We start from the raw sequence: 25,571 nt of genomic DNA on the forward strand, positions 1-25,571 counted from the left end.
ATCGGCCAGGTGTTCATGGCCGACCTTGTGTCCAAGGGCATGCTGGGCGTCACGGCCCTGCTGAGCATCCGGTACATCGCGGACCCCGCCCAGTACGCGCTCTTTACCCTGGCCATTTCGGCCGTCACGCTCACCTCCCAGGTGCTGGCGTCGTCGTTCAACACGATCTTCGTCGTCGCGGCGGACAAGCTGGGCCTGGCGGACGGCCCGTCGCGGTTTCTTGCGTTTCAGCTTTTGGCGGTCCTCGTGTTGGGCGCCTTGGCCCTGCCGCTGGCACCGCGGGTGGGATGGGTGTACCCGCTCGGGATCGCCCTGGCGATCGGCTACTGCATGTCGGAGTTCACGAAGTCGCAGAGCCAGCACGCCCTCGACTTCCGCAGGTTCTCGATCATCGAGCTGAGCCGGTCGGGGCTGTTTCTGACCGGGCAGTTGATCCTCTTGGTGCTGGCCAGCTTCCACCTCGTGGCGTGGGAGATCCTCGCGGTGCAGGCGGCCAGCCTGTGGGTCGTGTTCGTACTGTTCATGCGCGGCCGCGTGAAGGCGATCCACGTGATGGACGTGCGGGCGGGGCTCGAGGTGGCGAAGACGGTGTTGGGCAGCCCGTTTCGGCTGCTGTTCGTGCAGTCGGCGGTCGTGGCCGTGCTGATGCAGGTGGACGTGTGGATGCTGCATGCGCTTGGCAACGCGCACGCGGTGGCGACCTACGGCTCGGCGTACCGCTACTACACGCTGGCGATGATGGTGTCCACCTCGATGCGGGCGATCCTGCTGCCGACCGTTCAGCGCGCGCCCACGGCTGCGGCGCTCGACGCCCTGTTCCGCAAGCAGCTTCGCGTGCTGGCGATGATCGCCCCGGTCGTGCTGGTGCTCGCCGTTGGGGCTTCGTGGTGGATTCCGCTGATCGACGCCGGCCGTTATCCGGGCGCGGTGGAGGTCTTCCGCATCCTCTCGGTTTCGGCGCTGGTGTCTGTCGCGTTCAATCCGCACATGAGCGTGCTGCTGCGGTTCGAGGATTTCCGGTTTACGGTGGGGGCGTCGCTGGGGGCGCTGCTGATCGCCGTGTCCCTGCACTCAGTGCTGATTCCGCGTTTCGGCGAAGCGGGGGCCGCGGTGGCGACCCTGGTCGCCTTCTCTTGTTTGAACGGCGCGGCGTTCTGGCGATCGCGCATGCACCGGGAGCAGATGCGTTCGGAGGAGAACGCCGCGTGAAGGTGCTGGGCCACGCCCGCGAGCTGCCGTTGGGTTTGTTGGTTCGAAAAGGGGCTGCCCGTTTGAAGGCGCGCCTTGCCGGCATGGGCCGGGCGCGGCGCGACGCCCGGGACGGCACGTACCTGGAGTCGAGCCCGGAGTTCGTGCCGCTCGGCTTGCCCGAGGTGGAGATCTCCTCGGCGGAGGCGGAGCTCATGCGGGCGTTGGCCGAGCGGTATGCGGCGCATCGGTTCGACTTGTTGGGTTCGGGTTGGGTGGAGGTGGCCGCGCTTGGCCGGGCAAGCCCGGCGGGGGCAGGGCGACGCGCAAGCGCGCGCACTCCCATGGGGGCCGAGCGACGCGTGAGCGCGCGCACTCCCATGGGGGCCGAGCGACGCGCGAGTGCGCGCACTCCCATGGGGGCCGGGCAACGCGCGAGCGCGCGCACTCCCATGGGGGAGTTGCCTGTGGGGTGCCGGGAGGAGGCTTCGCGGATTCGCTCCTTGATCGAGGGTGCCTACACTCCCATCGATTGGCAGCTGGACTTCAAATCGGGGTACCGGTGGTCCGAGTCCATGTGGTCGGAGTTCGTCCCCTACGGCCATGCGCCGGGGGTGGACGTGAAAGTGCCGTGGGAGCTGGCGCGCTTGCAGCACGTTCCGGTGTTGGTGCTTGCAGCGCGTTCGGCCGAGCCCGCACACGCCGCGCGGTGGCGTACGGAGGCCGTGAACCAGATGCTGGACTTCGTGGCGGCCAATCCGCCTCGGTTCGGGGTGAATTGGCGGACCGCGATGGACGTGGGGATCCGGGCGGCGAACATGGCGCTGGCCATGGATCTGCTTTGCCAGGACGGCGTGCGCGGGGCATGGGAGGGAGTGTTGGCGCGCTCGCTCGAGGAGCACGCGCGCCACATCCTGGACCACCTCGAGTGGAGCCCGGACGCGCGAGGCAACCACTACTTGGCCAACATCGCCGGCGTGGTGTGGTGCGCGGCGCACCTGCGAGGGGTGGGCCAGACCGAGGAGTGGCTCGCGTGGGGCACCCGCGAACTGGACACGGAGATGCGGAGGCAGTTCCATGGCGACGGCTCGAACTTCGAGGCGTCGGTCTGCTACCACCGCCTGAGCGCGGAGATGGCGGCCTGGACGCTGGCGTGCTTGATCGCAAGCGGCCGAAAGTGCCCGGTCGAAGGGGTGTGGCCGGTGCCCGCCCTTCGCTCGCGCTTTGCCGCAATGGCTCTGTTCACCGGATGGGCGACGAAGCGGGACGGACGCGTCGCCCAGATCGGAGACAACGACAGCGGGCGGTTCTTCCGACTTCCCGGCGAGTTTGAGGGCTTGGAGGAGCAGCCCCTGTGCCACCGAGAGACCCTCGACGTCTTGAGGGCTTTGTGCGGCCATTCGGGGGAGACCGTGGCGGGTCGGCTGGCGGAAGGCCTCGGCCGGCTGGCGGGCGGGGTGTCGGACGCCGTGCCGATGCCCTCGTTCGGCGTCGCCCCAGAACTGCCCGGAGGGGGCGCACGGGCCGAGTGGCACCTCGGTCCGGGGTGTTGGGAGCGCTTGGAGACCGCGGCGTTCCCGGACTTCGGACTCTTCGTGTGGCGCTCGCCGCGCGTTTGGATGGCGGTGCGGTGCGGCCCGGTGGGGCAGGGAGGCATCGGCGGGCACGCGCACAACGATGCGCTGCACCTGGAGTTGACCGTGGACGGGGTGGATTGGATCGCCGATCCGGGGACCGGGGTCTACACGCCCGATCCCCGCTTGAGGAACGCCTACCGTTCCGCCGCCGCGCACTTCGTGCCCCGGCCCGCTGGGAAGCAAAGCGAGCCGGCTCCGCTTTCGGCGGGTTTGTTTCGGCTCGCGGACTGCGGTGCGCGGTGCCATCGCTTCGGACCCGAGGGTTTCGCGGGTTCTCACGACGGGTACGGTGCGCGCATGTGGCGGGTCTTGGAACTGGCGCCAGATGGTTTGGTGGTTCGGGATGTTTGGGAGGGTGGGGAAGTCGCGCCGATCCCGCATGTGGACGCCGAGCACCCGTGGCACCCGATCGCGTTCTCGCCGGGCTACGGGAGGTTCGACGCGTGAGCCGACCCCGGATCGTGATGGCGGTCTTCAACGGCTTGGAGTTCGACGGCCGCGTGCAGCGGGCCGCTTCGGCGCTCGCGCCGATGGCCGACGTGCACGTTTTGGGCCTGAGCGGCGAGGGCGAGGTGTGGCGCCCGGCCGATGGCGCTTACACGACCGAAGGAGTGCCCGGACCGATGCTGGGCATCGGGGCTCAGCGTCGGTTTTGGCGGGCGTTGCGGAAGGTCGTGCAGGAGCGCCGGCCGGCGCTCGTGTACGCCCACGACTACTACACTGCATGGCCCGGACGCACCGAGGCGCGCCGGGCAGGCGCGCGGCTGGTGTACGACGCACACGAGCTGCTCAAACCGCTGCCGGTCCAGGAGCGGTCGATCCGCGAGCGGCTCTTCGCCCTCTTCGAGGGGATGGGAGCGAAGTCGGCGGACCTCGTGGTGTGCGCCAACGAGGCGCGGGCGGCGATCTTCCAGGAGTATCTTGGGCTCCCAAGAAAACCGCTTGTGGTCCGCAACATCCCCGACGAGTCGCAGGAGCCGCCCCTGCCACAGGTCGAGCGCGATCTCGGATCGGTGCTCTACCAGGGGGACATGGGCTTGGGCCGGGGCTTGGGCGCCCTGATCGAGGCGCTCGGCCATCTGGAGCCAACGGCGAGCCTGACGATGGCGGGGGGCGGGCCCGCGCTGGATAAACTGCGCGCCATGGCCGCTGCCGCTGGGTTGGAGGGACGGGTGCGTTTCCTCGGACGAGTGCCGCGCTCCGACTTGCCCGGGCTGATGGCGTCGAGCGGGGTAGGCATCCTCTCGTATCCCGCGCAGGACCTGAACAACGTCTATTGCGCACCGAACAAGGTGTTCGAGTACGCCCGCGCGGAGCTGCCGATGGTCGCGGTCGGCAGCGACCATCTGCGGGCGATGGTGGAGGGGCCTGGGCTCGGGCGGGCCCTGCCCGCGGGGGCCTTGCCTGCGGCGATCGCCGACGCGGTGAGGGAAGTGGGGTCGGGGTGGAACCGGTACGTGGAGGCATGCCGCGCCTTTGCCCGCGAGAACACGTGGGCGAAGGAAGCCGAGGCTTTGCGCGCGGCGGTCGCCCCTTTGTTGGGAGAGGCGCCCCTTGGGTGACGTCCTTCTGGCCGTCGCGTTCGGCGAGATCGCGCTCTACGCGCTGATCCCGTTCGTCTACGGCAAGCGCCTCCCGTTCAAGCAGTTTCCGTTCTACTGGGTGTTCTACTGGGCGACCGTCGTGTTCGACGTGGTGGGCGCGCCCCAACTCGTGGGGGAGAAGTGGTACACGCCTGAACTGGCCATCGCGATGTTTCTCGTGTGGCTCGGGTTCGCGGGGACGGGGCTGCTGCTTTTCGAGTCGAGGAAGCGTCTGGCGATCGACACGGACCGGCGGTCGGAGAAGAGCGACCGGCGCAGCCGTTTGGAGATCTTCATCCTCGTCGGGTTCAGCGTGCTGCTGATGGCCGCTTGGACGGCCATTTCGGGCCCTCCGCTCCTCTTCAAGATCGCCTCGCTGCAAGGCTTGAGCACCCAGGAGCTGATCGCGATGCGGCTCGAGGCGCAGTTCGGCGGCGCGAAGTTCCACTGGTTCCAGCCCGGATTCCGGCTGATGCCGGTTGTGGGGATGCTCGCGGCGTACAGCCTGCTTCTGCGGAAGCCGTCGCTCAAGCACCGGCTGCTGTTCTACGGGATGTTGGTTTTCGCCCTCGTGGGCACGACGGCGTTCCTCAACAAGGACGGGGCGGTGGTGGTTGCGGTCGGGCTCCTGCTCGTGTACCTGTTCGAGAGGCGTTCACTCGGCTTCGGAAGGGCGTTGCTGGTCGGCGGCGCGTCGATCGTCGCGGTCGTCGGGCTGTACCTCGTGTACGACCCCGAGTTTGTGGCGCGCGGGGACGCGCTGTTCGGGTTGTGGGACCGGGTGTTCGTCTCCTATTCGCGCTCGGCGGGCGTCGTGTTCGAGCGTTGGCCAGACCAGGAGCCGCTGCTGTACGGGACGACGATCGTCAATCCGGGCGGCCTGTTGCCCTACGAGAGCGTCAGCCTGTCGCAACTGGTGTTCCCGTACGCGTATCCGAACACCCAGATCATCGGCAACTCGCCGGTGCCGGCGTTTGGCGAGGGGTATGTGAACTTCGGATGGCCCGGGGTGTTGGCGGCCATCGTCGGGTGCTTTGCGCTGATCGTCGCGCTGCAAGCGTTGTTCGCCCGGTTCCGCTTCGCCGCGCTCGAGCTTGGCGTGATGGTCATGTTGCTCTACGAGACGAGCGAGATGGCGGCGAACAGCATCTTCTACACGGTGCTGCATCCGACGAACTTCATCTTCTACATGGCCCTCTTTACGGGCTTTGTGCTGATGAGGCCGCAGCCCAAGCCGGTGCCTGCGTGAGGATCCTGGCGTTCTGCGACCGGTACCTGCCGGGGAGCAAGGGCGGGGGGGCCATTCGCAGCGTTTCGAATCTGGTGGCGGCGTTGCCGGAGTTCGAGTTCTCCGTGGTCACCCGAGACCGGGATTTCACGGAGACTTCGCCGTACGAAGGGGTTCGGTTCGGGGAGTGGAACGAGGTGGGCGGCGCGCAGGTGCGCTACCTTCGGCCAGGGGAGGGGAGCGCGACCTTGCTGGAGGGGCTGGTGGGCGAGGTCCGACCGGACGTGCTGTACTTCAACAGCTTTTTCTCGCCCGAATTCACCCTGCGCCCCCTGTGGCTTTGCCGCCGGGGGCGTTTGGGCACGGTGCGAACCGTGGTCGCGCCGCGAGGGGAGTTCTCGCCCGGGGCGCTGCAGATCAAGGCGGCCAAGAAGCGCCTGTTCTTGGCCGCCGCCCGGGGCGCGCGGCTGTACGACGGGGTGGTGTGGCAGGCCTCCACGGAGCACGAGGCCGAAGAGTTGCGGGCGTGGACGGGACCCGAGGCGGAGATCGTGGTCGCGCCGAACGTGCCAAGCGCTTTCGAGGGGCCCGAGCCCGTGACGCGCAACAAGCGATCCGGGGAGTTGAAGCTGGTGTTCGTCTCGCGGGTGTCCCGCAAGAAGAACTTGGACGGGGCGATCCGGATGCTGCGGAGTGTTCGAGGGCGGGTGATCTTCGACATCTACGGCCCGTTGGAAGACCCGGCCTACTGGGAGGAGTGCCTGCGCGAGACGCGGGACCTGCCCGAGTCGATCGAGGTTCGCCACCGAGGCTCCTTGCCTCACGAGCAGGTGTTCGGGGCGCTGCAGGCGTACGACGCGTTCTTCATGCCGACGCACGGCGAGAACTTCGGCCACGCGATCCTGGAGGCGATGGCCGCAGGGCTGCCCGTGGTGATCAGCGACAAGACGGCTTGGCGGGGGTTGGAGGCGGCAGGCGCGGGGTGGGACCTTCCGCTTTCCGACGAGGCCGCGTTCACCCGGGTGGTGCAGGGGCTTGTGGAGATGGGGTCCGAGGCGCACGCGGTGCTTGGTGCGGGCGCCCGCGCCTTGGCGGAGGGGTTCGGTGCGGACGGGTCGATCGTCGATGCGAACCGAAGGTTGTTTTTGGGGAGGTAGTGTGGCACGCCCGTCAAGCGGGCGTGCCACGTTCTTGTTGCTTCCGGGGCACAATAGGTTGTGGAATGGGCGCAGATGCTCCCGGTGAAGGTCGAATTGCAGGCGGGGGACCCGCGTTTGGTGCTCACGTTGCTGGCTGGGCCCGTTGAAGGCTGCGCGGAGCCCTTGTCGTACCCGGCGGATCGATGCCCCAACTGCGGCTCGCGGTGTTCTTCCACCCGCAGCCCCTACTGCAGTGCCCATTGCCGCGCCGAGGCGGCGTTCGTGCGCCAGTTCCGGGCTGCGCGCGACCAAGGCACCTTGGCCGACCCGGAGCGGCAGGCGCATCTCGGCCAGGCGCTGTGGCACCTCCTCGGAGGCGGCTACCCCCATCGCGTGACCCTTATTCCTCCGAGCGCCCAGCGGCAAGTGCTCAAGCGCGAGGAGGGGAAGTGCCAGGAGTGCGGGGCGCCCGCCACCACGTTCGACCACGTCGGATCGGGGTGAAACCGCCCGATCAAACTGCGCGCCGTGTGCGCCTTCTGCAGCACGACCCGTCCGTTCCTCGATCGCCGCTTGCTGGAGCGGCCAGAGGTGCGGGGCCGGCTCGAAGCGGTTCGGGCGCGCATCGCGTCGGAATCTCCCCTCCACCCGTGTGACGACTCGGTGAACTGGGACTGGCGGGCATTCCTTCGAACCCGTTAACCAACGTGGAACATTGGCGCTTGGCCGTCGTCGTTGGCATATGGCCCTGAAGCGCTGGTTGTTTCTGTTCGTCCTGGCGGCGTCGACCGCCCTTCCGCTCTCCGCCCAAGAGAAAGACACGGCGGGTGGCTGCGGCCTGGGGTCCCCCTACAACCGGCGGTATGACACGAACACCGAAATCGCCTTTTCCGGTCGGGTCGTCGGCATTCAGCGTCTCATTCCGCTTCCTGGGATGTCCCCGGGAGTCATGCTGCTCGTTCGTACGCCCAATGGAGGGACCGCCTTGGTCGAACTCGGGCCTGCGTGGTTCGTGGACAACCAGAAGGCGAAGGTTTCAATGCGCGATCGCGTCGAGGTGACAGGCTCGAAGGTGTTCGAGGATGGCAAGTCGAGCATCTTGGCACGAAAGATCGTTCGGAACAACCGCGTCGCATACCTGCGCGGGGTGGACGGGTTCCCGATGTGGATCGCCTCGCGTGGCCACGTGGACGTCAAACTCTCCGGGACGCCGCCGAACGAGGTTCTCAAGGGGACGATCTTGAGGTTGGAGGAGGTCCGGGAGGGCGAGAGCGGGTTCAAGAGCCAGCTCGTGATCCTCGAGACCGACGCTGGAACGTTCGCAGTCGACGTGGGCCCCGAGTGGTTTATCGAACGCCAAGGCTTCTGGTTCCCGGCGGGCGGTGAGTTGACCGTCGTCGCCCTGCGGGTGGTTCGCCGGGCTCCGCCGCTGCTTCCGCTCGTGATCGCAGGGAGGGTTCAGCGGGGGGATTCCGCGCTCTTTCTTCGGCCGGAGACGGGACGCCCGGCTTGGGTTGGCTGGGGCGGCTAGCCGTTCGCGGCCGCCGACCCGGTATCTTAATGCTTCGCCCATGAAGCAAGTGCTGGAATCGCTCGAATCCGGGAGCCTCGAACTCGCCGATGTGCCCTGTCCCCGCGTTCGAGCCGGCCACCTGCTGATCCGTACGCGGGCGAGCGTGATCTCGGTCGGCACCGAGCGCATGATGCTCGAGTTCGGGAAGGCGAACCTGCTCCAGAAGGCGAGGCAGCAGCCGGACAAGGTCCGCCAGACGCTCGACAAGATCAAGACCGACGGGCTGGCGCCCACCCTCGCCGCCGTCCGTACAAAGCTGTCGCAGCCCATTCCGTTGGGCTACTGCAATGCGGGCGTCGTGCTCGAGGTCGGCGAAGACGTCCGTGGGTTCCGTGTCGGCCAACGCGTGGCTTCCAACGGCAACCATGCGGAAGTGGTGTGCGTTCCCAAAAATCTCTGCGCCCCGATCCCAGACGGCGTGGAGGACGAAGCCGCGGCGTTCGCGGTGCTCGGGGCGATCGCACTGCAAGGAGTGCGGCTGGTGGCCCCGACGCTGGGCGAGGCGGTGGTCGTCACAGGACTGGGCCTCCTGGGGCAGCTCACGGTGCAGCTCCTCCGGGCGAACGGGTGTCGCGTGCTGGGGATCGATCCTTCGGCCGAACGGTGTGCGCTCGCACGGACGTTGGGAGCGGAGACCGTTTGCCTCGGGGCGGGCGAGGACCCCATCCTCGCCGCGCAGACGTTCAGCCGCGGGCGCGGCGTGGACGCCGTGCTGGTCACCGCGTCGACGCGCAGCAGCGAGCCTATCTCGCAGGCGGCGACGATGTGCCGCAAGCGCGGCCGCATCGTGCTGGTGGGCGTCACCGGTTTGGAGTTGAGTCGGGCCGACTTCTTCGAGAAGGAGTTGACGTTCCAGGTGTCGTGCTCGTACGGGCCGGGCCGGTACGACCCCGCCTACGAGGAGGGCGGCCAGGATTACCCCCTCGGGTTCGTGCGCTGGACCGAGCAGCGGAACCTGGAGGCGTTCCTCGACATGGTCGCCGCCGGCGCCGTGCGCACGGATCTGCTCGTCACGCACTCCGTGCCGTTCGACGAGGCCGCCCGCGCTTACGCGGCGATCGACGAAGGCGGCGCCCTCGGGATCGTGCTTCGCTACCCGGACCCTGAAGAGAAGCCCGATGCGGAGCTGCTTCGACGGGCGATCCCCGCGTCTGCGGCCAAGGCCCCCGGGAAGGCAAACGTTGCAGTGATCGGGTCTGGCAACTACGCGACGGCCGTGCTGTTGCCCGCGCTGAAGGAGACGGGCGCGTCGCTGGTGGCGGTGGCCTCGGCGAAGGGGGTCAGCGCCACGCAGGCCGCGCGCAAATTCGGGTTTGCGGAAGCGACGACCGATTCCGGCGCGCTGTTCGATCGAGGCGATGTGAACACATTGATCCTCTCGACCCGCCACGATTCTCACGCGGCGATGGTCTGCCGCGCGTTGAGAGCGGGAAAGCACGTGTTCGTGGAGAAGCCCCTGGCGATCCGGGACGAGGAGGTCGACGCCATCGAGGCGGTGCTTGCCGAGCTTGGCGCGGACGCGCCGTTGCTGATGGTGGGCTTCAACCGGCGGTTCGCGCCCCACGTTTTGAAGATGAAGGAACTGCTGGCAGGCGTCCGGGAGCCCAAGGCGATGGTGATGACCGTGAACGCAGGAGCGATTCCCGAGGACCATTGGACGCAGGATCCCGCCGTCGGCGGCGGGCGCGTTGTCGGCGAAGGGTGCCACTTCGTGGATTTGATGCAGTTCGTCGCAGGCGCGCGGGTGACGGGCGTCCAAGGGGCGGCCGTCGGGGGGGCATCGGGGGCGTTGGCGGACCGCGCGACGTGGACGCTGACGTTCGACGACGGGTCGATGGGCACGATCCACTACCTTGCCAACGGACACCGCTCGTTCCCGAAGGAGCGGTTCGAGGTGTTTGCGGGTGGGCGCGTGCTCCAACTCGACAACTTTCGAAACCTTGCCGGATTTGGGTGGCCTGGGTTCAACGGGATGCGCCTTCGCCGGCAAGACAAGGGGAATGCGGCGTGTCTCGCCGCGTTCATCCGGGCGATCGAGTCGGGCAGCGTCTCCCCGATTCCCCCGCAGGAGTTGTTGGAGTCCGCGAGAGCGACCCTTCAGGCCGCCCGAGCCGTTGTGAACGGACCTGAGAACATTACGGGGATTCCTTCGTCCAAATGTTAAAGGGAGTTTTTTGAGGGTGCCGTATGGGCACCCGCTGTTGATTTTTGCGAACCCTGCCGAAAGACAGGGCAAAGGGTTGTTCGTATATGCGCATTCTGTTTCTGACCGACAACTTTCCACCGGAAACGAACGCCGCTGCGACTCGGGTGTTTGAGCGGGCGTGCTACTGGGCGCGATGGGGCCACGAGGTCACGGTCCTGACGAGCGCTCCCAACTTCCCGGAAGGGAGGTTGCACGAGGGGTACCGCAACCGTTGGTACCAGCGTGAGAAGTTCGAGGGACTGGATGTCGTGCGGGTGAAAACGCTCATCGCACCCAATCGGGGCGTTCGGATGCGCATTCTGGATTTCATGTCCTACATGGCGTCTGCATCGGTTGTGGGGGCGTTCATGCGTCGCCCCGACCTGATCGTGGCGACGTCGCCTCAGTTCTTCTGCGCCGTCGCCGGATCGAATCTTGCGCATCTGAAACGGGTTCCTTTCGTGTTCGAGCTGGCCGATCTTTGGCCCGCTTCCATCCGCGCGGTGGGCGCGATCAAGAACGGACCGCTTCTGCGGGCCGTCGAACGGCTCGAGCTCCGGCTCTACCGGCGGTCTTCGGCCGTGGTGGCGCTGACCGACTCGTTCCGCAAGGACCTGATTCAGCGGGGCGTCCCTGCGGAGAAGATCGCTGTGGTTCGAAACGGCGTGGATCTCAGCCGGCACACGGTGAAGCCCCGATCGTGCGATCTCGCCGAGCAACTGGGTGTGAAGGGCAAGTTCGTGGTGGGCTACATTGGAACGCACGGCCTCGCGCACGACCTCGGCAATGTCCTGGACGCTGCGGAACTCACAGCCTCGCGCAAGGATATCGCCTTTCTCTTGGTGGGGAACGGCGCCGACCGAGCCCGACTGGTCGAGGAGGCGCAGCGGCGCGGCCTATCCAACGTGGTTCTCATGCCCGCCGTGCCGAAATCGGAGGTCGGCGAGTACAGCGCCCTCTGCGACCTCGCGCTTGTCCACCTGAAGAACGATCCGGTTTTCAAGACAGTGATCCCTTCGAAGATGTTCGAGGCCATGGCCTACGCCAAACCCATCTTGATGGTCTCGCCGCACGGCGAGGCGGCCGAGTTACTCGAGAACAGCGGTGCCGGCGTCTGGGTCCCGGCCGCGGAACCCGCGGCACTGGCCGAGCAGGTGATCCAATTGGCCGACGATCCTCTGCGGCGGCAGGTGCTCAGCGAGACGAGTCGGCAGTGTGCCCCTCGTTTCAGCCGAGAGCGTCAGGCACGCGAAATGGCGGATGTCCTCGAGCGGGTGCGGCAAGGCAAGCCGGCGCACGCGCCAGAGACGGTCCGCGTCGCGCGGTAACCGCTAGTCGCCCTCTTCGCGAAGCCGCCGCATGACCCACGGAACCGTGAAGAGCGCAAAGGCCAAGAGGAACACGGCGCCCGAGATAAGGGCGCGGCGCGGAGAGACCGGCTCACGGTTCGGCATGGGTGCGTCGACGAGTTCGTAGCGGGAGGGATCGCGCAACTCGGCTACGCGCGCCAGCTCCAGCTCGCTGCGCAGTCGGCCAAGACCGCTCAGCGCGTTGGAGAACTCGGCTTGGGCGCGCTCGACCGAGGCGTACCGCGCCGGAGAATCGGCCAGATCCTTCTCGAACCGGCTGAGACTGGCATCGTAGTCGCGCGTGGTGACTTCCAAAGCGGCGAGGGCGGCCTTGGCGCGGGCAAGCTCCGGGGTGAGCCCTTGGGTCACCGCGTCGCGCTCGGCGTCGATGACTTGAGAGGCGACGCTTTCGACATTGCGGACGGACTTGAGGGCCGCCCGATACTCTGGACTCTCTTTGCGGAAACTCGCCCCGATCTCCTCGAGCGATAGGCGGCGTGCCTGGATCTCCTCGGTCAATTTGCTCAGAGACGCGTTGGCCGCCTGCACCGAGCCCAGATTCGACGGGAACCCGTCCTTGGCGTAGATGCGTTTGAGGCTGCCCTCGAGCGCCGTCAGTTCGGCTCTTGCGGAAGCTTCCCGCACCCTTGCCTCGGTCAGGCGTTGTCGCGTGTCCAGGTAGACCCGCTGGACCTCCGGGAGGTTCGTGACCACGGCGTCGCGCATGGCGACCACCATGCTGTCCTGCAATCCGGCGAGCTGCTTCTCCGAACGTGCGATCTGCGCTTCGAGGATCTCACGGTTCTTTCGGCTGACGTTGAGGGTCAACTCGTCGGCGCGACGATCGAGGTGACGCAAAAGGGTGTTCACCATTTCGACCGACTCTTCCGGCGTGTCCGCCTCGACCTCGAGGATGAGAAACGAGTTCTTGTCCACCGAGGTCGTGACGTTGCTGCGAAGCTTGCGGATCGCCTTCTCGATCGGCAGGTCCCAACGCTTGGTCAATCCAAATTTGAGAATGACCTCGCGAAGAGCGGTCTGGCTCGTAAGGATGCCCATGGCGGTTTGGGCGCCCGAACCGACGAGCGGGGACGTGAGGGCTCCTCCGAGATTCGAGACGACGCCGGAATCGCCGTCGGAGCCTGGTTTGACCAGGCTCAAGGCGCTTGCGGCGGATTGCTGCGATTGCGGGAAGTAGAGGGACGTGTAGCTGCTGTAGGTCATCGGTAGCAGGAATGTCCCTGCGTACACCAGTGCAGCGATGGCAAGGGAGAAGAGGAAGGCGCGTACGGGAACTGGTAGACGACCCATGGACAAGCACCCCCGCAATGTTGCGGGGGTCCTGATTATCGCTGGGTTGGAGCGCCAGCGTCAAGGGGTCGCATGGAGGCACCCAGCTTCAGTCGATGATCCACCATGCGCGATCGACCCTCACGCGCCAGGGGAAAGCCACCTCGGAGGCGGCCGGCTTCCAGCCGATGCGCGCGGCCACTCGGCCCGTGCCCGCTTGGACGAATCGCGCGAGCGCGCCGGTGGCCTGCACGGCGACGGTGGTTTCCGAGGTGGGAATGATCCTTGCGTCGAGGGTGATGTAGGCACCCTGCGTCCAGTCGAACAACTGGATGGACTGCTGGACGCCCGCCAGCTCCGAGTAGCCCTCAAGAACGAATCGAAGCGAGCTTGGCGCCTGCGTCGGCGACGTGGCCCGCAGGGTGAGCGTCACGGGGAAGCCCACCTCCTCCGCCGCGAGGTTGAACCTCGCGACCAGTCGTTGGTCGTCTGGGTTCGCGAGCTCGGACAGTCCACCGGACACCAAGACGCCGGGACTCACGAGGAACCAATCGGGAACAAGCACCCCCGGGGCCGGTTGCAACGTCAAGATCGCCGTCTTCTGAACGCCCAAGCGCGACCCGCGGATCTCCACCGGCGTCACGACGCCGACCGGCAGGGTCGTCACAGCGAAGTCGGCGGAGGACTCGCCGAACGGAACGACGACCGAGGCTGGAGTACTCGCAAGCGGACTCGCCGACGACAGCGCCACGGAACTGCCCGAGAGCGCCGCACCGCCATCGAGGGTCACCGTGCCGGTCGTTGCTTGGCCGCCCAGGACCGAGTCGGGAGAAACGCCGAGGGCAAGCAGCGGGGCATCGTCGTTCGGGAGGGTGAGCCGCCACATGCCGCGACCGTAAGTGGCCGCGTTGAGGCGCCTCGTCCCGGGAACGGTGTGCAGGTCGTTGACCTGCACGTTGGGCAGTCCCAGCGGGCCGGTCATGTTCGCCCAGTTTTGGCCGCCGTCCACGGTGACGAACACGCCGACGTCGGAACCCACGAACCAGGTGGTTGATGGCTGGTCGAGGTCGCGCGCGACCGTGTTGGCTTGGACGTTTGGCAGCGCGGTGGATCCCGTGCCGCTGACATCGACCCACGTGCGGGCTGCCCCGGCTCTCGGGTTGGTGCAGCGCCACAGATGGCCGGCACCCGACCCGGACACCGTCACGAGGATGTCATCCGGGTTGGCTGGATGGACATCGATGTAGGTGATCTGGCGATTTGGCAGAGAGGTGACACCGGTGTCGATTTGAGTCCACGTGTTGCCGCCGTTCTCCGTCATGTAGACGTCTCCGTTGGTCGCACCGGTGTAGATGCGCGATGCGCTGGCGGGCGAGGTGGCGATCGAGCGGACGGACCCTGAGGACGCGAGCAACTGCCCTCCGAGGCGTGCGGTCCACGAGAGGCTGGTTTCGCTCCATCGCCAAAGGTAGTTCGTGCCCGCATAGAGGTAGTTCGGGTTCGCCTGGTTCAGATGGATCGGGGCGATGAACAGCTTCGAGTCCGAGCCGGTGCCCGGGCTGATGGTCGACGACGTGTTCCACCCGTTGGTCGTGCGGTACAGCCCGAGATATTGGGACGTCACGTACTGGATGTTGGGGTTCGATTGGTTGATCGCCGCGAACCCTCCGTCGCCGCCTCCCTCGTTGCGCCAGTTCAGCAGATCGCCGGTCGAGACGGGCGACGCGTTGTCCTGAGTCCCCCCGATCGCGACGTTGGCGTTCGTCGGGTGGTGGCTCGACTTGTAAAACTGGGAAACGCCCAGGTTCTTGCTCAGCATCGCCCACGAGAAATCGTTGGTGGCTGGGTTGTAAGTCATCCGGTACACGCCGCCGTCGCTGCCGAAGAGCACCTGATTGGGGTCCATGGGGCTGACAGCGACCGACTGGTGGTCGTTGTGCACGATGGCGGCGGAAACGTAAGTAGGACCCCCGATCGAGCGCCATGTCGCGCCTCCATCGGTGGATTGGACCACGTCGATCAGGCCCACGTAGACCACATCGTCCACGCCGTTCTTGCTGCTGCACGCGATGAACGCGTCGTAGGTCGATTGGGACCAGTTGTAGGTCGGGTTCGATCCAGTTCCATTGACGAAACCGGCGGAGATGTTGCTCCAAGTGACCCCCGCGTCGATGCTCTTCCAGATCGTCCGATCCGCAGGGACGAGGAGGTAGACCGTGTTGGGCGAGATGGGCGAAGCGGCGATTTCGAGCCGGCTGTGGTTGCCTGCGCTTATGGGAGGCAGGAGTTGGGTCCATGTCGATCCGCGGTCACCCGAGCGCCACACGTTGCCTCCCGTTCCACCGCCCACTGCGTAGAGCCACCGCGTGCCGGTGCCCGTATCCTTGGCGCCGAAGCAGACTTCCCACCACACCGCGCTCGTGCCCATCGCGGTGGACCACGTCTCGCCGCCATCGTTGGAGCGCCACACGTTGCCGTTTCCACCCGAGGCGCCTCGGCCCGTCGTGACGAGGATGCGGCTGGGGGTTTCGGGGTCGATGGCGATGGACGAAATGGCCTTGTTCCCAAACTCGGCAGCGCCCTTGAGGGACCACGTGGACCCGCCATCGGGCGACTTCATGAGGCCGAGGCTGTACCCGACGCCGCCGTGGAAGTCGCCGGTGCCCGCATAGACGGTATTGCGGTTGCTGGGATCGACGGCGACGGCGTTGGCGTGGATCGTCGGCCAGTCGTCGCTGAGCGGGACCCAGGTGCCGCCCGCGTCGGTGGTCTTCCACACGCCCCCACCCGCGGCGGCGAGGTAGTAGGTGGAGGGATCGACGGGATCCCAGGCAAGTCCGTTGACGCGGCCGTTGATGGGCCGGGTGCCGTAGTAGGTGCGATAGGGAATGTCGAGATTCGTGGGCCCCATGAACTCCCATCCGATCGAGGAGTCGGTGGGTCCGGGCTGGAGTTGCGGCATGCGTTCGCGTTGGGCGATCGCCGCGCCGTAGAGGGACCAGTCGATCGTTCGCGCGGGGTACGCGCGCTGCCACACGTAGTCCTGGTAGGCCTCGAAGTAGTCGACGCCGGCCTCCTCGGGGTCGAGATGCTTGTCCCGCGCCTGCGCCTTGAGGTCTTCGATCATGGCCTGCAGGTCGTCGAGGTTGTTGGTCAGCGCGGCGACGCCGGGTCGCCACGACCGTCGCACGGCCTCGACGCCGGTGCGCCCGGCGACCCGCGCCAGAGCCATCTTGGCGTCCAGGCCGTTCCGGATCTGAATCCGGTAGCTGGCGTCGCCCTCCTTCCAGAGCACCTTGCCCCAACCGTGGACGAGATAGGCGGCGTGCTCGGGTGTGGCCCACCCCGGGGCAAGTCGCACCACCAACTCATCGGTGGCGTGCGCTGCGATCGCGGTCGCGCAGACGCAAGCGGCCATCGACAGGCGCCAGGCAATTCGGTTCATCGTTCTCCTCTCCCTCCCCGGCCAGCACCGGGTCCTTCTCTAGGGTGGACGATTTTTGGGGGTCATTTCATTCGGGCCGTACCAGGTTTGCGGCATTTTGGGGATCGGCGCCTCCCGATCCGAGGTTGATGCCGCCTCGGGTGCTTGGGTAAAATGCCCTTCGGTTGCTCCGGTCGTCTAGCGGTTTAGGACATCGCCCTCTCACGGCGAAGATCGTGGGTTCGAATCCCATCCGGAGTACCAACTAACCTCAGTGCCGCGAGCGGCGTCGTTGTCCCAGCCACGGGTACCTTTCCGTGTCATGAGGTTTCGAAGAGTCTTGTTCCTCCTCGCCGCATCCCTGTGCGCCGTCGACACGGCCCTTCCGGCGCCTGGTGCCACGGCACAAGACCTCCATGCGCTTGATGGCGAGTGGGTCTACGTCGAAGACCGCACCGAGGGACGCACCCTCGAGCAACTAGGCCCGCCCATGAGCTCGATGTTCTCTTTGCGCTTCGAGGAGGGCGCGGTCGTCCTGGTGAGCGGCCACGGCTCCGGGCACCGCAACGTCCGGGTCACACTCGACGGTACGCCCACCGATGTGCCGGGCGCCTCGGAGGGCACGTTCGCGAGGTACACCGCCGCTTGGAAGGACGGCACGTTCACGTACCGGACCGAGTTCGTGCGCGCGCCGGGCAGAGCGCCCGAAGGGCTGATCCGAAAGGAGCTCCGCCTCACGCCCGACGGACTCCTCGTCAGCGTGTCCACCAGCTCGTCGACGTCTCCTTCCGTCGGCCTCTACCGCCACCCGGAGGACATCGCCATTCCCACGCCGGCAAAGGCCACGATCGGCGACCTGGCGTGGCTTTCCGGCGCGTGGGTCGGGACGAGGGGGACGAGCGGCACGACGTCGATCGAAGAGCGATGGAGCCCGCCCTTGGGGGGCGCGATGCTCGCCGTTTCGCGGACGGTCTCGCGCGACAAAATGACCGCGTTCGAGTTCCTGCGCATCGTCGAGCGCGACGGCGGGCTGGTCTACATCGCGCAACCGGGCGGCGCGACGCCGACCGAGTTCGTGCTCACCGAGCTGGGCGCCAGGCGCGCCGTCTTCGACAATCCGCGCCACGACTACCCGAAGCGCATCGTTTACGAACTCTCGGCCGATGGAGCCCTGACCGCCACGATCGGGTTCCTCAAGGGCGGAAGCCCTCGGCGCTTCGAGTTCAAGCGCGAAGGTGGTTAGGAGCATCTGTCAGGATGGATCCTGCCCCTATACTTGGTGAACACATGTCGATTCTCGTTGCTTCCTCCCTCATGGCCGCGATGGCCCTCGCCCAGGGTTCGTCAAACTCCACATCCGGCGGTGCGCTGAAGTTGGAGCAGGCGGCCTACGACGTCCTGTCGTACGACATCTCCCTGAAGGTCGATCCGGTGGCGAAGACGCTTGGCGGTACGACGATTCTCGAGGCCAAGACCGTCATCCCGACGGCGACCCTCCTGCTCGATCTCGATGCACCCTACACCGTGTCCAAAGTGACCGACGGCACGAATCCCCTGCGCTTCGAGCGCCTCAAGGGCGCGATCCGGGTCCACTTTCCGCTCTCCAAACAGCCTGGCGATCCCATCCGGTGCGCGGTGACCTACTCGGGCACCCCGCACGTGGCACGCAACTCGCCCTGGGACGGAGGCTTCACCTGGGCCAAGACCCCGAGCGGCGCGGACTGGATCGCCGTGGCCCTCCAAGGCGAGGGCGCCGACCTCCTGTTCCCCTGCAAAGACCACCCCTCCGACCGGCCCAACCACGCCACCATGCGTCTGACCGTCCCCGATCCGCTGATCGCCGTGGGCCCCGGGCTGCTCGAGAAGACGGTCAAGAACTCGGACAAGACCTCGACCTACGTGTGGCACATGGCCTTGCCCATCAACAACTACTCGCTGGTGTTCAACGCCGCGCCCTACGAACTGGTGAAGGACTCCGTGAAGTCCGTGGCGGGCCAAACCATCCCGATTCACTTCTACGTGCTCCCAGAGGACAAGGACAAAGCTCCCAAGCTCATCCAGGAGCAGAAGAAGTATCTCGCGTTCATGGAGAAGTACTGCGGCCCCTACCCCTTCCGAACCGTGAAGTGCGGCATCGTGGAAACCCCGCATCTCGGGATGGAGCACTCGACCGCAACCGCCTACGGGAACAAGTTCCGACTCGCGCCCGACGGGCTGGATTGGCTGCTGCTCCACGAGTTCGGCCACGAGTGGTGGGCCAATCTGGTGTCCAACGCCGACTGGCGCGATATGTGGATCCACGAAGGATTCCAGAGCTTCATGGACACCTTCTACATCGAGCAGATTCGTGGGAAGGAGGCGTACTTCGCGGCAATGAGGGCCCGTCGCCGAACTGTGAGCAATACCGCGCCGGTCGCGCCGCGCGAAGAAACCTCCAGCGAGGCCTACGGCGGCGACATCTACGACAAAGGTGCGCTCACTCTTCACGCGTTGCGGTATTTGATCGGAGATGAGGCGTTCTTGCGCTCAATCCGCCGAATGGCGTATCTCACGCCCGAGTCCGAAACGTGGGCCGACGGGCGTGCCCAACGGCTGGTTACCACGGACGATTTCGTGACTATCGCCTCCAAGGAGTCGGGCAGGGACCTGCGCTGGTTCTTCGAAGTGTACGTGCGGCAAGCCAAGCTGCCGGCCCTGAAGGCTGAGGCAGCCAACGGGATGCTGCACCTCGAATGGGTGACACCGGGCGGCCTCCCCTTCCCGATGCCCCTCGACGTGGTGGTCGAAGGCAAGACCGTGAGGGTGCCGATGACGGGCGGCCGCGGCTCCGTTTCCTACACGGGGACCGAACCCGTCATCGATCCGAACGGCTGGGTGCTCAGGCAATAGCCGAGGCGGTGTTGGGCGCAAAACTTAGGCTGTTTGCTCGTTCTTGCGCGCCTTCCGTCGACGTGCGGCTGCCGCCAACCCCATGCCGACCATCCCGATCGTGGTTGGCTCGGGGACGGGTTGCAGCGAGAAGGAACCTTCGAAAGCGGTCTCGCCAAAGGCGCCGCTTCCCGCCTGCTGCGAGGCATAGTTCACAGTCCTTCCATTGCAGGCGCCGACATAAGTCAACTCGTACTCCACACCAGTCGTGAGTGTCAACGTTTGTGTGAACGGCACGTTCGCCAAGGTGGAGCTGTTCTGGACCTCGGAGTTGAAGAGGTACCCGGAAACTGGTGAGTATAGCCTGAAGATGTAGAAGAACGAGCCAGCGGGGCCGTCGGGCTCGTAGCTATGATGGAACGTCGTGATGATTCCCTCCAGGTTTGCCTTGTACAGCCCCGAGGAACCCACCATGAATCGTACTGTTTGCCCGAAGCCAGAGTCTGTAGCCTGGCCGATAAAGGAATTCCCGCCGCTTACGTAAGTGGTTCTCGAATGGGCGGAACCGCTGCCGCTGATCCCTCCGCCACTGGCCGCCGCAGTCAAAGCAGACTCCCCGAAGTGTTCGGTCGTCACGCCATAGTCGGAACGAGTACCGGTAATACTCGTTGCGACACTCCCTCCAGACAAGAGGGATCCGCTGTCCGAGTTGCTGGCCAGCACACCTCCGTTCGTGTCGATGATGTTGGCGACGGCGTAGTACGTGTGACTCGACACCAGGATTTGACCATGAGCCAACGACCCCAAACCGGTCAGAAGCATGGCGCTTAGGATTTGTTCTCTCTTCATTTCATGACCTCAACCCCGAAGCCCAGTCGTCTCCGGTAGGGCCACATTCTAAGTTCTGGTCGAGCTTGTGTCCGGCGTGTTTCACGATGATTCACGGAAGGATTGCGAACTTTCCTCTCGACGGAATGCCTTTGATCGACTTGTCGTAGACTGACGGACAGGATGGACATCTGGAGACTTTGTCTCTTGGGCGAGTTTCGGCTTTACCTCCCCGATGGGAACGTCGCGCCGCTGACGATGCGGAAGGCTCAGGGGCTAATCGCCATCCTGGCATCTTCGCCGAACCACACTCTCGATCGTGTGACGTTGCAGGAGGCGCTTTGGCCAGATTCCACGCCTGCTCTGCAGCAAGCGAGCCTCAGGCAAGCGCTTGCCCATATCCGGAAGCACCTTACGTGCGAGTTCGTCGTCTCGACGCGCAGCGTCTGCCGCATCGGCGCGCAGGTCCATTTGTCTTGCGATGCGTTTGAAGCAGATGACGGTGGTGAGGGGAAGACCTTCCTTCCGGAGTTTCCGGAACCCTGGTTCGAGCGCGAACGACGAAGAAGGAAGATCGCGCGGGAAGGACCCACGGCGGGTTCGCCCGAAGGCGGGCCGACGCTCATCGAGGGCTTCCTCGCTCTACTCCGTTGGTATTCGAGCCACGATCCGATTAAGTCCTTGGCGTTGATGCGCGACCATGTCGAGGTCGTCGATGGAATTCCTCCCAGGCAACTCTATCCACTCCTCGAGAGCAGTTTGGCCGCAACCAAACGGACCCACCCGCTCTACGGATGGGGGCTTCTTTGGAAGGGTATCTGCCTAAGCGTCACCAGGAACGTCGTCGATGGAGAGCCGTATCTTCAACGGGCCATTCAGCTTGGGATCGAACATCGGGACTCTGAACTCTTGGTTCGGGCATCGTGTTTCCTCGCTTCCAACTACGCGATGACGGGGAAGTTCGGGGTGGCTTCTCGCACCCTGCAACGGGTCGAGCCGCTGGTTGGGACGAGATCGACGATGCACGCCCTCTACACCAGTTCGTGCGGGGCGGTCCTTCACCACGCGGGGCGTGCGACCGAAGGGCTCCGTTTCGTTCGTCTTGCCGCAGAGTCTTCCGCGCCCTCCGTGGCCGAACGGAACCGGCTGCAGGCCCTTCTGGGTGTCTTTTTGTCCACCAACGCGGGAAGCGAGCATGCGATGGATCTGCTTGCAGAACCCGAGGCTTTCGGCGAAGAAACAGGCAACACTCTGATCCTGCTCTTGGTCCAGTTGGGCAAGGGCCAGGTTCTCTTGAATGAGAACTGTCCGGGCGCTGCCGCCCGACTCCTTGGCGACCTGGCCCGGCAGGCTGCCAGGTTCCGCAGTAACCACCTTGAGCTGTATGCCAGAGAATCGTGGGCGCTGGCATCTTTGCGAATGGGCGACACGGACACGGCGCGTCGCGAGATTCGAGCGGCCCGACGCCTTCGCACTGCTCTCGGTTTCGGCTTTACTCCCTGGGACGTCGGCCGTTTGGGTGAACTGAGCCGGGGGAAGGATCGGCACTGTCCCACTTAGTGCGCTCTGGAGCGCTTGACGGTAACCCTGGCGACCTTCTGTGGCGTCTGTTTTCGTGATGAGCTGGTTCACTCCCTTGGCCCTCCTCTGCCTCGCCTGGATGGGTGCCGGCTGCGGCGCTCCGAGCGAACTTGCCGTTCAGATGACCGCCGCCCAGGAGGACGATCTCGCTGCCGGAACGAAGGGGCTCCCCCTCTCCGCCAACGTACCGTCGTTCATGCCCAAGCACTTGACTGGACAGCACGAAGGCAAAGACGTATGCCCCCTATGCGCCTACGGCCTCGTCCCCCAACTGCAGATCTGGGTTCAAGAGGAGAACCTTCAGGAAGGGCTGGTGATGGCGCGACTTGCCGACCGATATTGCGTCGACGCTCGAGCCTCCGCAGACAAGCGCCCCGTGGCCTACCTCGTCGTCGTTCCGAGGAGGAACGGCAGGATATCGGAACAGAGCGTCTCGGCGATCCGTGCTATCGGAGCCAAGTGTCTGTTTGCGACGGAGGTCCCGTCGTGGGAAGACCCCCCGACCTCGGGTCTTTACGGGCATGCGAACTCGGACAAGCCCCGGCTCAGGGTCTATTCGGTCGTCAACCGAAGGCTCTTCAAGAGGTGGGACGACCCCTCAAGCTCCCAATGGCCCGCCATCGAGGCATCCCTTGTCGAGTCGGCCCGGTACGTCACGAATTCCACGTTGGCCGACTCCGCCATCGCTCCGGCATGGGAGCCCGGGCAGCGCTTGGAGGTCCGATTCAGGGTAGTGGACAAGGACAAGCGCCCGTTGAGCGGCGTCAAAGTCACGGCGATGCAGGCGGACGCCACCGGCCACTACAACCCCGACGGTTGGAACCGGCGAGACCCGCGGCTCAAAACGCTGGCGTGGACCGACGGCGATGGGTGGATCACGTTCACCACGATCATGCCCGGGCAGTATCCCAACCACTCGGAGCCTGCGCATATCCACTTCGACGTGATCGTGAATGGCACGTCGCACTATCGGACCCTGTGGTTCGAGGGCGACTCCCTGCTCTCACGCGAGCGACGAACCTGGGCTGATCGGGATGAGGAGACCGTCATCGTCCCGCTCGCAAGGTCCGGCGCCGTATGGCAAGCCGAGCACAGCTTCCAGATCAAGTGAACCCTCAGAGGTGCCGCTTACCCGCAGCCAGTTGTGCGCAGGCTTCCCGGATCCGGCTTTTGCGGGTCTCTCGATCCGGAGACGCCTCGACCCACTCGGACACTTCCCGATTCTCGCCGGCCGAGTGATTGCTCCACTGCGCCTTCGCCTCCGGGGCGGCCCCGAGGGCCTTGTAGAGGTCCATGGGTACCACAGCGTAGCAGCAGGGGCGCCGCTTGCCCGCCACGAGATTCTCACACGCCCGCAGGATCCGGCGCGCGCGTTTCCGGCTGCTTCTCCTCGTTGATCCATCCGATGAAGTCGCGGCGCCCGGTCGGCGTCAGTCCGTCCCACGCGACTTGCGCGTCCGGCGTCGCCTGAAGGGCCTCGGCTGAGGCACTGAAGCTTCCGTGTCTTCTCCCATCGGGTCTATTTTGGCCTTACCCGTTCCGCCTGATTCACTGGGCCGGCGAACTCCCCAAAACCCAGTATTTCCCTTTGCCATATGACCCTAAGCCTTCGTGTGGCGCAGGATGAACTCGACCAGCGGAGTCGGATCGTCGAGGCCGTGCGGATGGTGCTTGAACCCGTGTTTGACGATCACTTCGATGGTGCCGCCCAGCCTCTCGTACCGATCTTTGAGGATCGAGGTGTTCTCAAGATAGGGAACGACCTCGTCGGCATCGGCTGCACAGTGGATGATCGGCACGTGGGCCTTGGCGAGCGGGGCGAGGTTGTCGATCGGGTTGAGCTTGTAGACCAGCGCCTCGGCCTCTGAGGCGAACCCGTAGTCCCGCTGCAGCTTCTCCCAATCGTCGGGGCTCCCGGGGCCGGTCCCCTTCCCACCCGGCCAGCTCTTGAAGTCGCACACGGGGTTGTCGCCGTAGATCACCGACACGCTGTTCGGGTGGCGGGCGGCCCAGTTGTACACGTAGAGCCCGCCGCGCGACAGACCCTCGAGCGTGGGCTTCTTGGAAAGCCCGTAGCGCTTTGTCAGCAGGTCGTAGAAGGCGTCCCAGTGCGCCAAGGCCGAGGGGGCGCCGAAGGTGTTGCCGACTTCGATGTAAGCCAAGCAGAAGCCACGCGACAGGAGCGCAAGGTCCAGCTCAGGGCGAAGGTCGAAGAACTCGGCGCGCCAGATCCAGGGTCTTGAGGACCCCGGGGTGAGCGCCTTCGGGGTCACCACGATGGCCCGCGTGCCGTCCACGTCGAAATCGTACCGATCGAAGCCATGGTAGTCGGTGCGCGGCCCGGGGAACATTGGCGGGAGTTCGGCCCGCATCGCCCCGATCTCGCCCTCCATCTGTGCGGCCTTCGGCTGCGCTTGGGCGAGGGGGAGACCCTGCGCCATGCCGGGCCGCATGTGCCCGATTGCGGTCAGCCACGCGTCGGTCAGCACCCTCTGGCGCCCATGGACCAGGCCCAGAAACTGGTCGAGGGCATCGTCCTCCCGCCCTGGAAGCACCGGCTGATCTGCGGCGGGCAGACGGTCCGCCGGTGCGCCCCAAGCGCGCAAAATCTCGCGAGTGATCAGCATGTGCCCGATCCTGTCGAGATGCACGCCGTCTCCCGCGAACACGAACCCTGGTTCGGTCTTGCGCCGCTCGGCAAGGTAGGCGTTGAGCGGGCTGTGGATGTCGATCACGTTCCACCCCGCCTCCCGCTGACCCAACAGCCACTCCGAGCAACGGGCGAGCACGTCGTCATACCCCTCGAAACCATGTCCCGCCGGGTAAACGTCCCGCCCGGCCGGCCAAAGGTCGCCACGCACCGGTTGGGGATCAAACGGGGGCGGAGTCAACAGCCACAGGCGGGCCTTGGCCTTGGCCACGCGCTCCCGCAGCCACCGAATGCCCTCCTGATACTTCGCGAAGCGCCCATCGTCGAACGGGTGGTAAATGCCGTCGTTCATCCCGTAGCAGGCGACCACGAGGTCCGTCTTCACCAGCGCAAGCGCCCGGTCCAGCCGCTCGTGCAGGTCCGGCCGCGGGAACGCACCGCCCGCATGATTGCGTTCGGTCAACCCGGACAAGGTCTCGCTCGGCAGGCCCACGTTGATCAGCTCGACGCGGCTGCCCGGACTGTTCACCCGGATGTACGCGTCCAAGGCATCGACGTAGCCACCTGCATAGGTGATGCTGTCGCCGAGGAACAGGATCCGCTTAGCCCCCCGAATCGCCGTGAGTTCGGTGCGCTGAGGGGTGGCGCACCCGAGAGAGGCTGTTGCCAAGGCGATCGTAAGGGCGAGCCAGCGCATGGATTGCCAGCATACTGCGGTTCCTCGGGCAAGGACCGGGGCGCAGCGTCGCGGTGGTCGTGAGGGCTCCCCGCCTCTCTGCACGGGATGCGCCGAGCCACTCCCATCGAACGGTTTGGGGCGCTCAAGCTACTCTAGGCCCGCGGTCGCGAGCTTCACCTGTTCAAGCCCAGGCAGCCGGACCTGGAGATGCTCGCCAAGTGGCAGCTCCTTCGCGAGTTTCACATGCGAGCCCATGGAACAGTTCCTAGCGAGTCTCTGGCGCGAGTCGTTCGGGTTTTGGGGACCGTCCAGGAGTTCGCCGACGCACTCGAGGCTCCGGAGCTGGTCGAGCAGATGAATCGGTTGCTC

At 65.8% G+C, this 25,571-nt stretch carries 19 protein-coding genes and 1 tRNA gene; 15 read left to right on the plus strand and 5 right to left on the minus strand.

Annotated elements, in window-relative coordinates; translation table 11 throughout:
- Window positions 1-15: 15 nt before the first annotated feature.
- The 10 genes from M9921_11705 to M9921_11750 all read left to right on the plus strand — a co-directional run bounded on the left by M9921_11705 (window position 16) and on the right by M9921_11750 (window position 11,861).
- Window positions 16-1,209: a polysaccharide biosynthesis C-terminal domain-containing protein gene (locus M9921_11705; protein MCO5297512.1), complete on the plus strand. Its 1,194-nt coding sequence runs from the start codon at window positions 16-18 to the stop codon at window positions 1,207-1,209.
- Complete coding sequence (locus M9921_11710; protein MCO5297513.1) at window positions 1,206-3,272, plus strand: heparinase II/III family protein; 2,067 nt, start codon at window positions 1,206-1,208, stop codon at window positions 3,270-3,272. The genes M9921_11705 and M9921_11710 overlap by 4 nt, the downstream gene beginning before the upstream one ends.
- Window positions 3,269-4,387: a glycosyltransferase gene (locus tag M9921_11715; protein ID MCO5297514.1), complete on the plus strand. Its 1,119-nt coding sequence runs from the start codon at window positions 3,269-3,271 to the stop codon at window positions 4,385-4,387. Before M9921_11710 ends, M9921_11715 begins: the two co-directional genes overlap by 4 nt.
- Entirely contained in the window at window positions 4,380-5,657 is a 1,278-nt protein-coding gene (locus M9921_11720; GenBank protein MCO5297515.1) for a hypothetical protein, read from the plus strand. Before M9921_11715 ends, M9921_11720 begins: the two co-directional genes overlap by 8 nt.
- The gene (locus tag M9921_11725; GenBank protein MCO5297516.1) at window positions 5,654-6,793 is read left to right on the plus strand and encodes a glycosyltransferase family 4 protein; all 1,140 of its coding nucleotides are present in this window, start codon (window positions 5,654-5,656) and stop codon (window positions 6,791-6,793) included. The genes M9921_11720 and M9921_11725 overlap by 4 nt, the downstream gene beginning before the upstream one ends.
- A 75-nt stretch (window positions 6,794-6,868) precedes the next feature.
- Window positions 6,869-7,279: a hypothetical protein gene (locus tag M9921_11730; GenBank protein ID MCO5297517.1), complete on the plus strand. Its 411-nt coding sequence runs from the start codon at window positions 6,869-6,871 to the stop codon at window positions 7,277-7,279.
- Between the two features lie 24 nt (window positions 7,280-7,303).
- Complete coding sequence (locus tag M9921_11735) at window positions 7,304-7,477, plus strand: hypothetical protein (protein ID MCO5297518.1); 174 nt, start codon at window positions 7,304-7,306, stop codon at window positions 7,475-7,477.
- Window positions 7,478-7,535: 58 nt separating this feature from the next.
- Window positions 7,536-8,306 carry a hypothetical protein gene (locus M9921_11740; protein MCO5297519.1) on the plus strand — a complete coding sequence of 257 codons (771 nt, stop codon included), beginning with the start codon at window positions 7,536-7,538 and terminating at the stop codon, window positions 8,304-8,306.
- A 40-nt stretch (window positions 8,307-8,346) separates the two neighbouring features.
- Window positions 8,347-10,512 (plus strand): bi-domain-containing oxidoreductase, encoded by a 2,166-nt coding sequence (locus M9921_11745; protein ID MCO5297520.1) that lies wholly within the window; start codon window positions 8,347-8,349, stop codon window positions 10,510-10,512.
- 86 nt (window positions 10,513-10,598) lie between these two features.
- Window positions 10,599-11,861 (plus strand): glycosyltransferase family 4 protein, encoded by a 1,263-nt coding sequence (locus M9921_11750; GenBank protein ID MCO5297521.1) that lies wholly within the window; start codon window positions 10,599-10,601, stop codon window positions 11,859-11,861.
- A 3-nt stretch (window positions 11,862-11,864) separates the two neighbouring features.
- Here M9921_11750 and M9921_11755 read toward each other — a convergent pair whose 3' ends face one another.
- Window positions 11,865-13,193 (minus strand): hypothetical protein, encoded by a 1,329-nt coding sequence (locus tag M9921_11755; protein MCO5297522.1) that lies wholly within the window; start codon window positions 13,191-13,193, stop codon window positions 11,865-11,867.
- An 88-nt stretch (window positions 13,194-13,281) separates the two neighbouring features.
- The gene (locus M9921_11760) at window positions 13,282-16,617 is read right to left on the minus strand and encodes a hypothetical protein (protein MCO5297523.1); all 3,336 of its coding nucleotides are present in this window, start codon (window positions 16,615-16,617) and stop codon (window positions 13,282-13,284) included.
- Window positions 16,618-16,783: 166 nt separating this feature from the next.
- On the opposite strand from M9921_11760, the gene M9921_11765 reads away from it, so the two are divergent.
- The 3 genes from M9921_11765 to M9921_11775 all read left to right on the plus strand — a co-directional run bounded on the left by M9921_11765 (window position 16,784) and on the right by M9921_11775 (window position 19,485).
- A tRNA-Glu gene (locus M9921_11765) sits at window positions 16,784-16,860 on the plus strand.
- 58 nt (window positions 16,861-16,918) lie between these two features.
- Window positions 16,919-17,839 carry a DUF6265 family protein gene (locus M9921_11770; protein ID MCO5297524.1) on the plus strand — a complete coding sequence of 307 codons (921 nt, stop codon included), beginning with the start codon at window positions 16,919-16,921 and terminating at the stop codon, window positions 17,837-17,839.
- A gap of 44 nt (window positions 17,840-17,883) precedes the next feature.
- Entirely contained in the window at window positions 17,884-19,485 is a 1,602-nt protein-coding gene (locus M9921_11775; protein MCO5297525.1) for a M1 family metallopeptidase, read from the plus strand.
- Window positions 19,486-19,509: 24 nt separating this feature from the next.
- Here M9921_11775 and M9921_11780 read toward each other — a convergent pair whose 3' ends face one another.
- Entirely contained in the window at window positions 19,510-20,313 is an 804-nt protein-coding gene (locus M9921_11780; protein MCO5297526.1) for a PEP-CTERM sorting domain-containing protein, read from the minus strand.
- Window positions 20,314-20,475: 162 nt separating this feature from the next.
- Here M9921_11780 and M9921_11785 point away from each other — a divergent pair, with 162 nt between their 5' ends.
- Window positions 20,476-21,852, plus strand: a complete 1,377-nt coding sequence (locus tag M9921_11785) for a hypothetical protein (GenBank protein MCO5297527.1) — start codon at window positions 20,476-20,478, stop codon at window positions 21,850-21,852.
- A gap of 58 nt (window positions 21,853-21,910) precedes the next feature.
- Window positions 21,911-22,984: a hypothetical protein gene (locus tag M9921_11790; GenBank protein ID MCO5297528.1), complete on the plus strand. Its 1,074-nt coding sequence runs from the start codon at window positions 21,911-21,913 to the stop codon at window positions 22,982-22,984.
- A gap of 4 nt (window positions 22,985-22,988) precedes the next feature.
- Here M9921_11790 and M9921_11795 read toward each other — a convergent pair whose 3' ends face one another.
- Together M9921_11795 and M9921_11800 are read right to left on the minus strand one after the other, a co-directional pair.
- Window positions 22,989-23,168 (minus strand): YdeI/OmpD-associated family protein, encoded by a 180-nt coding sequence (locus tag M9921_11795; GenBank protein MCO5297529.1) that lies wholly within the window; start codon window positions 23,166-23,168, stop codon window positions 22,989-22,991.
- A gap of 306 nt (window positions 23,169-23,474) precedes the next feature.
- Complete coding sequence (locus M9921_11800) at window positions 23,475-25,220, minus strand: SGNH/GDSL hydrolase family protein (protein ID MCO5297530.1); 1,746 nt, start codon at window positions 25,218-25,220, stop codon at window positions 23,475-23,477.
- Window positions 25,221-25,571: the final 351 nt, after the last annotated feature.

This window comes from Fimbriimonadaceae bacterium (assembly GCA_023957775.1).
GTDB lineage: Bacteria > Armatimonadota > Fimbriimonadia > Fimbriimonadales > Fimbriimonadaceae > JAMLGR01.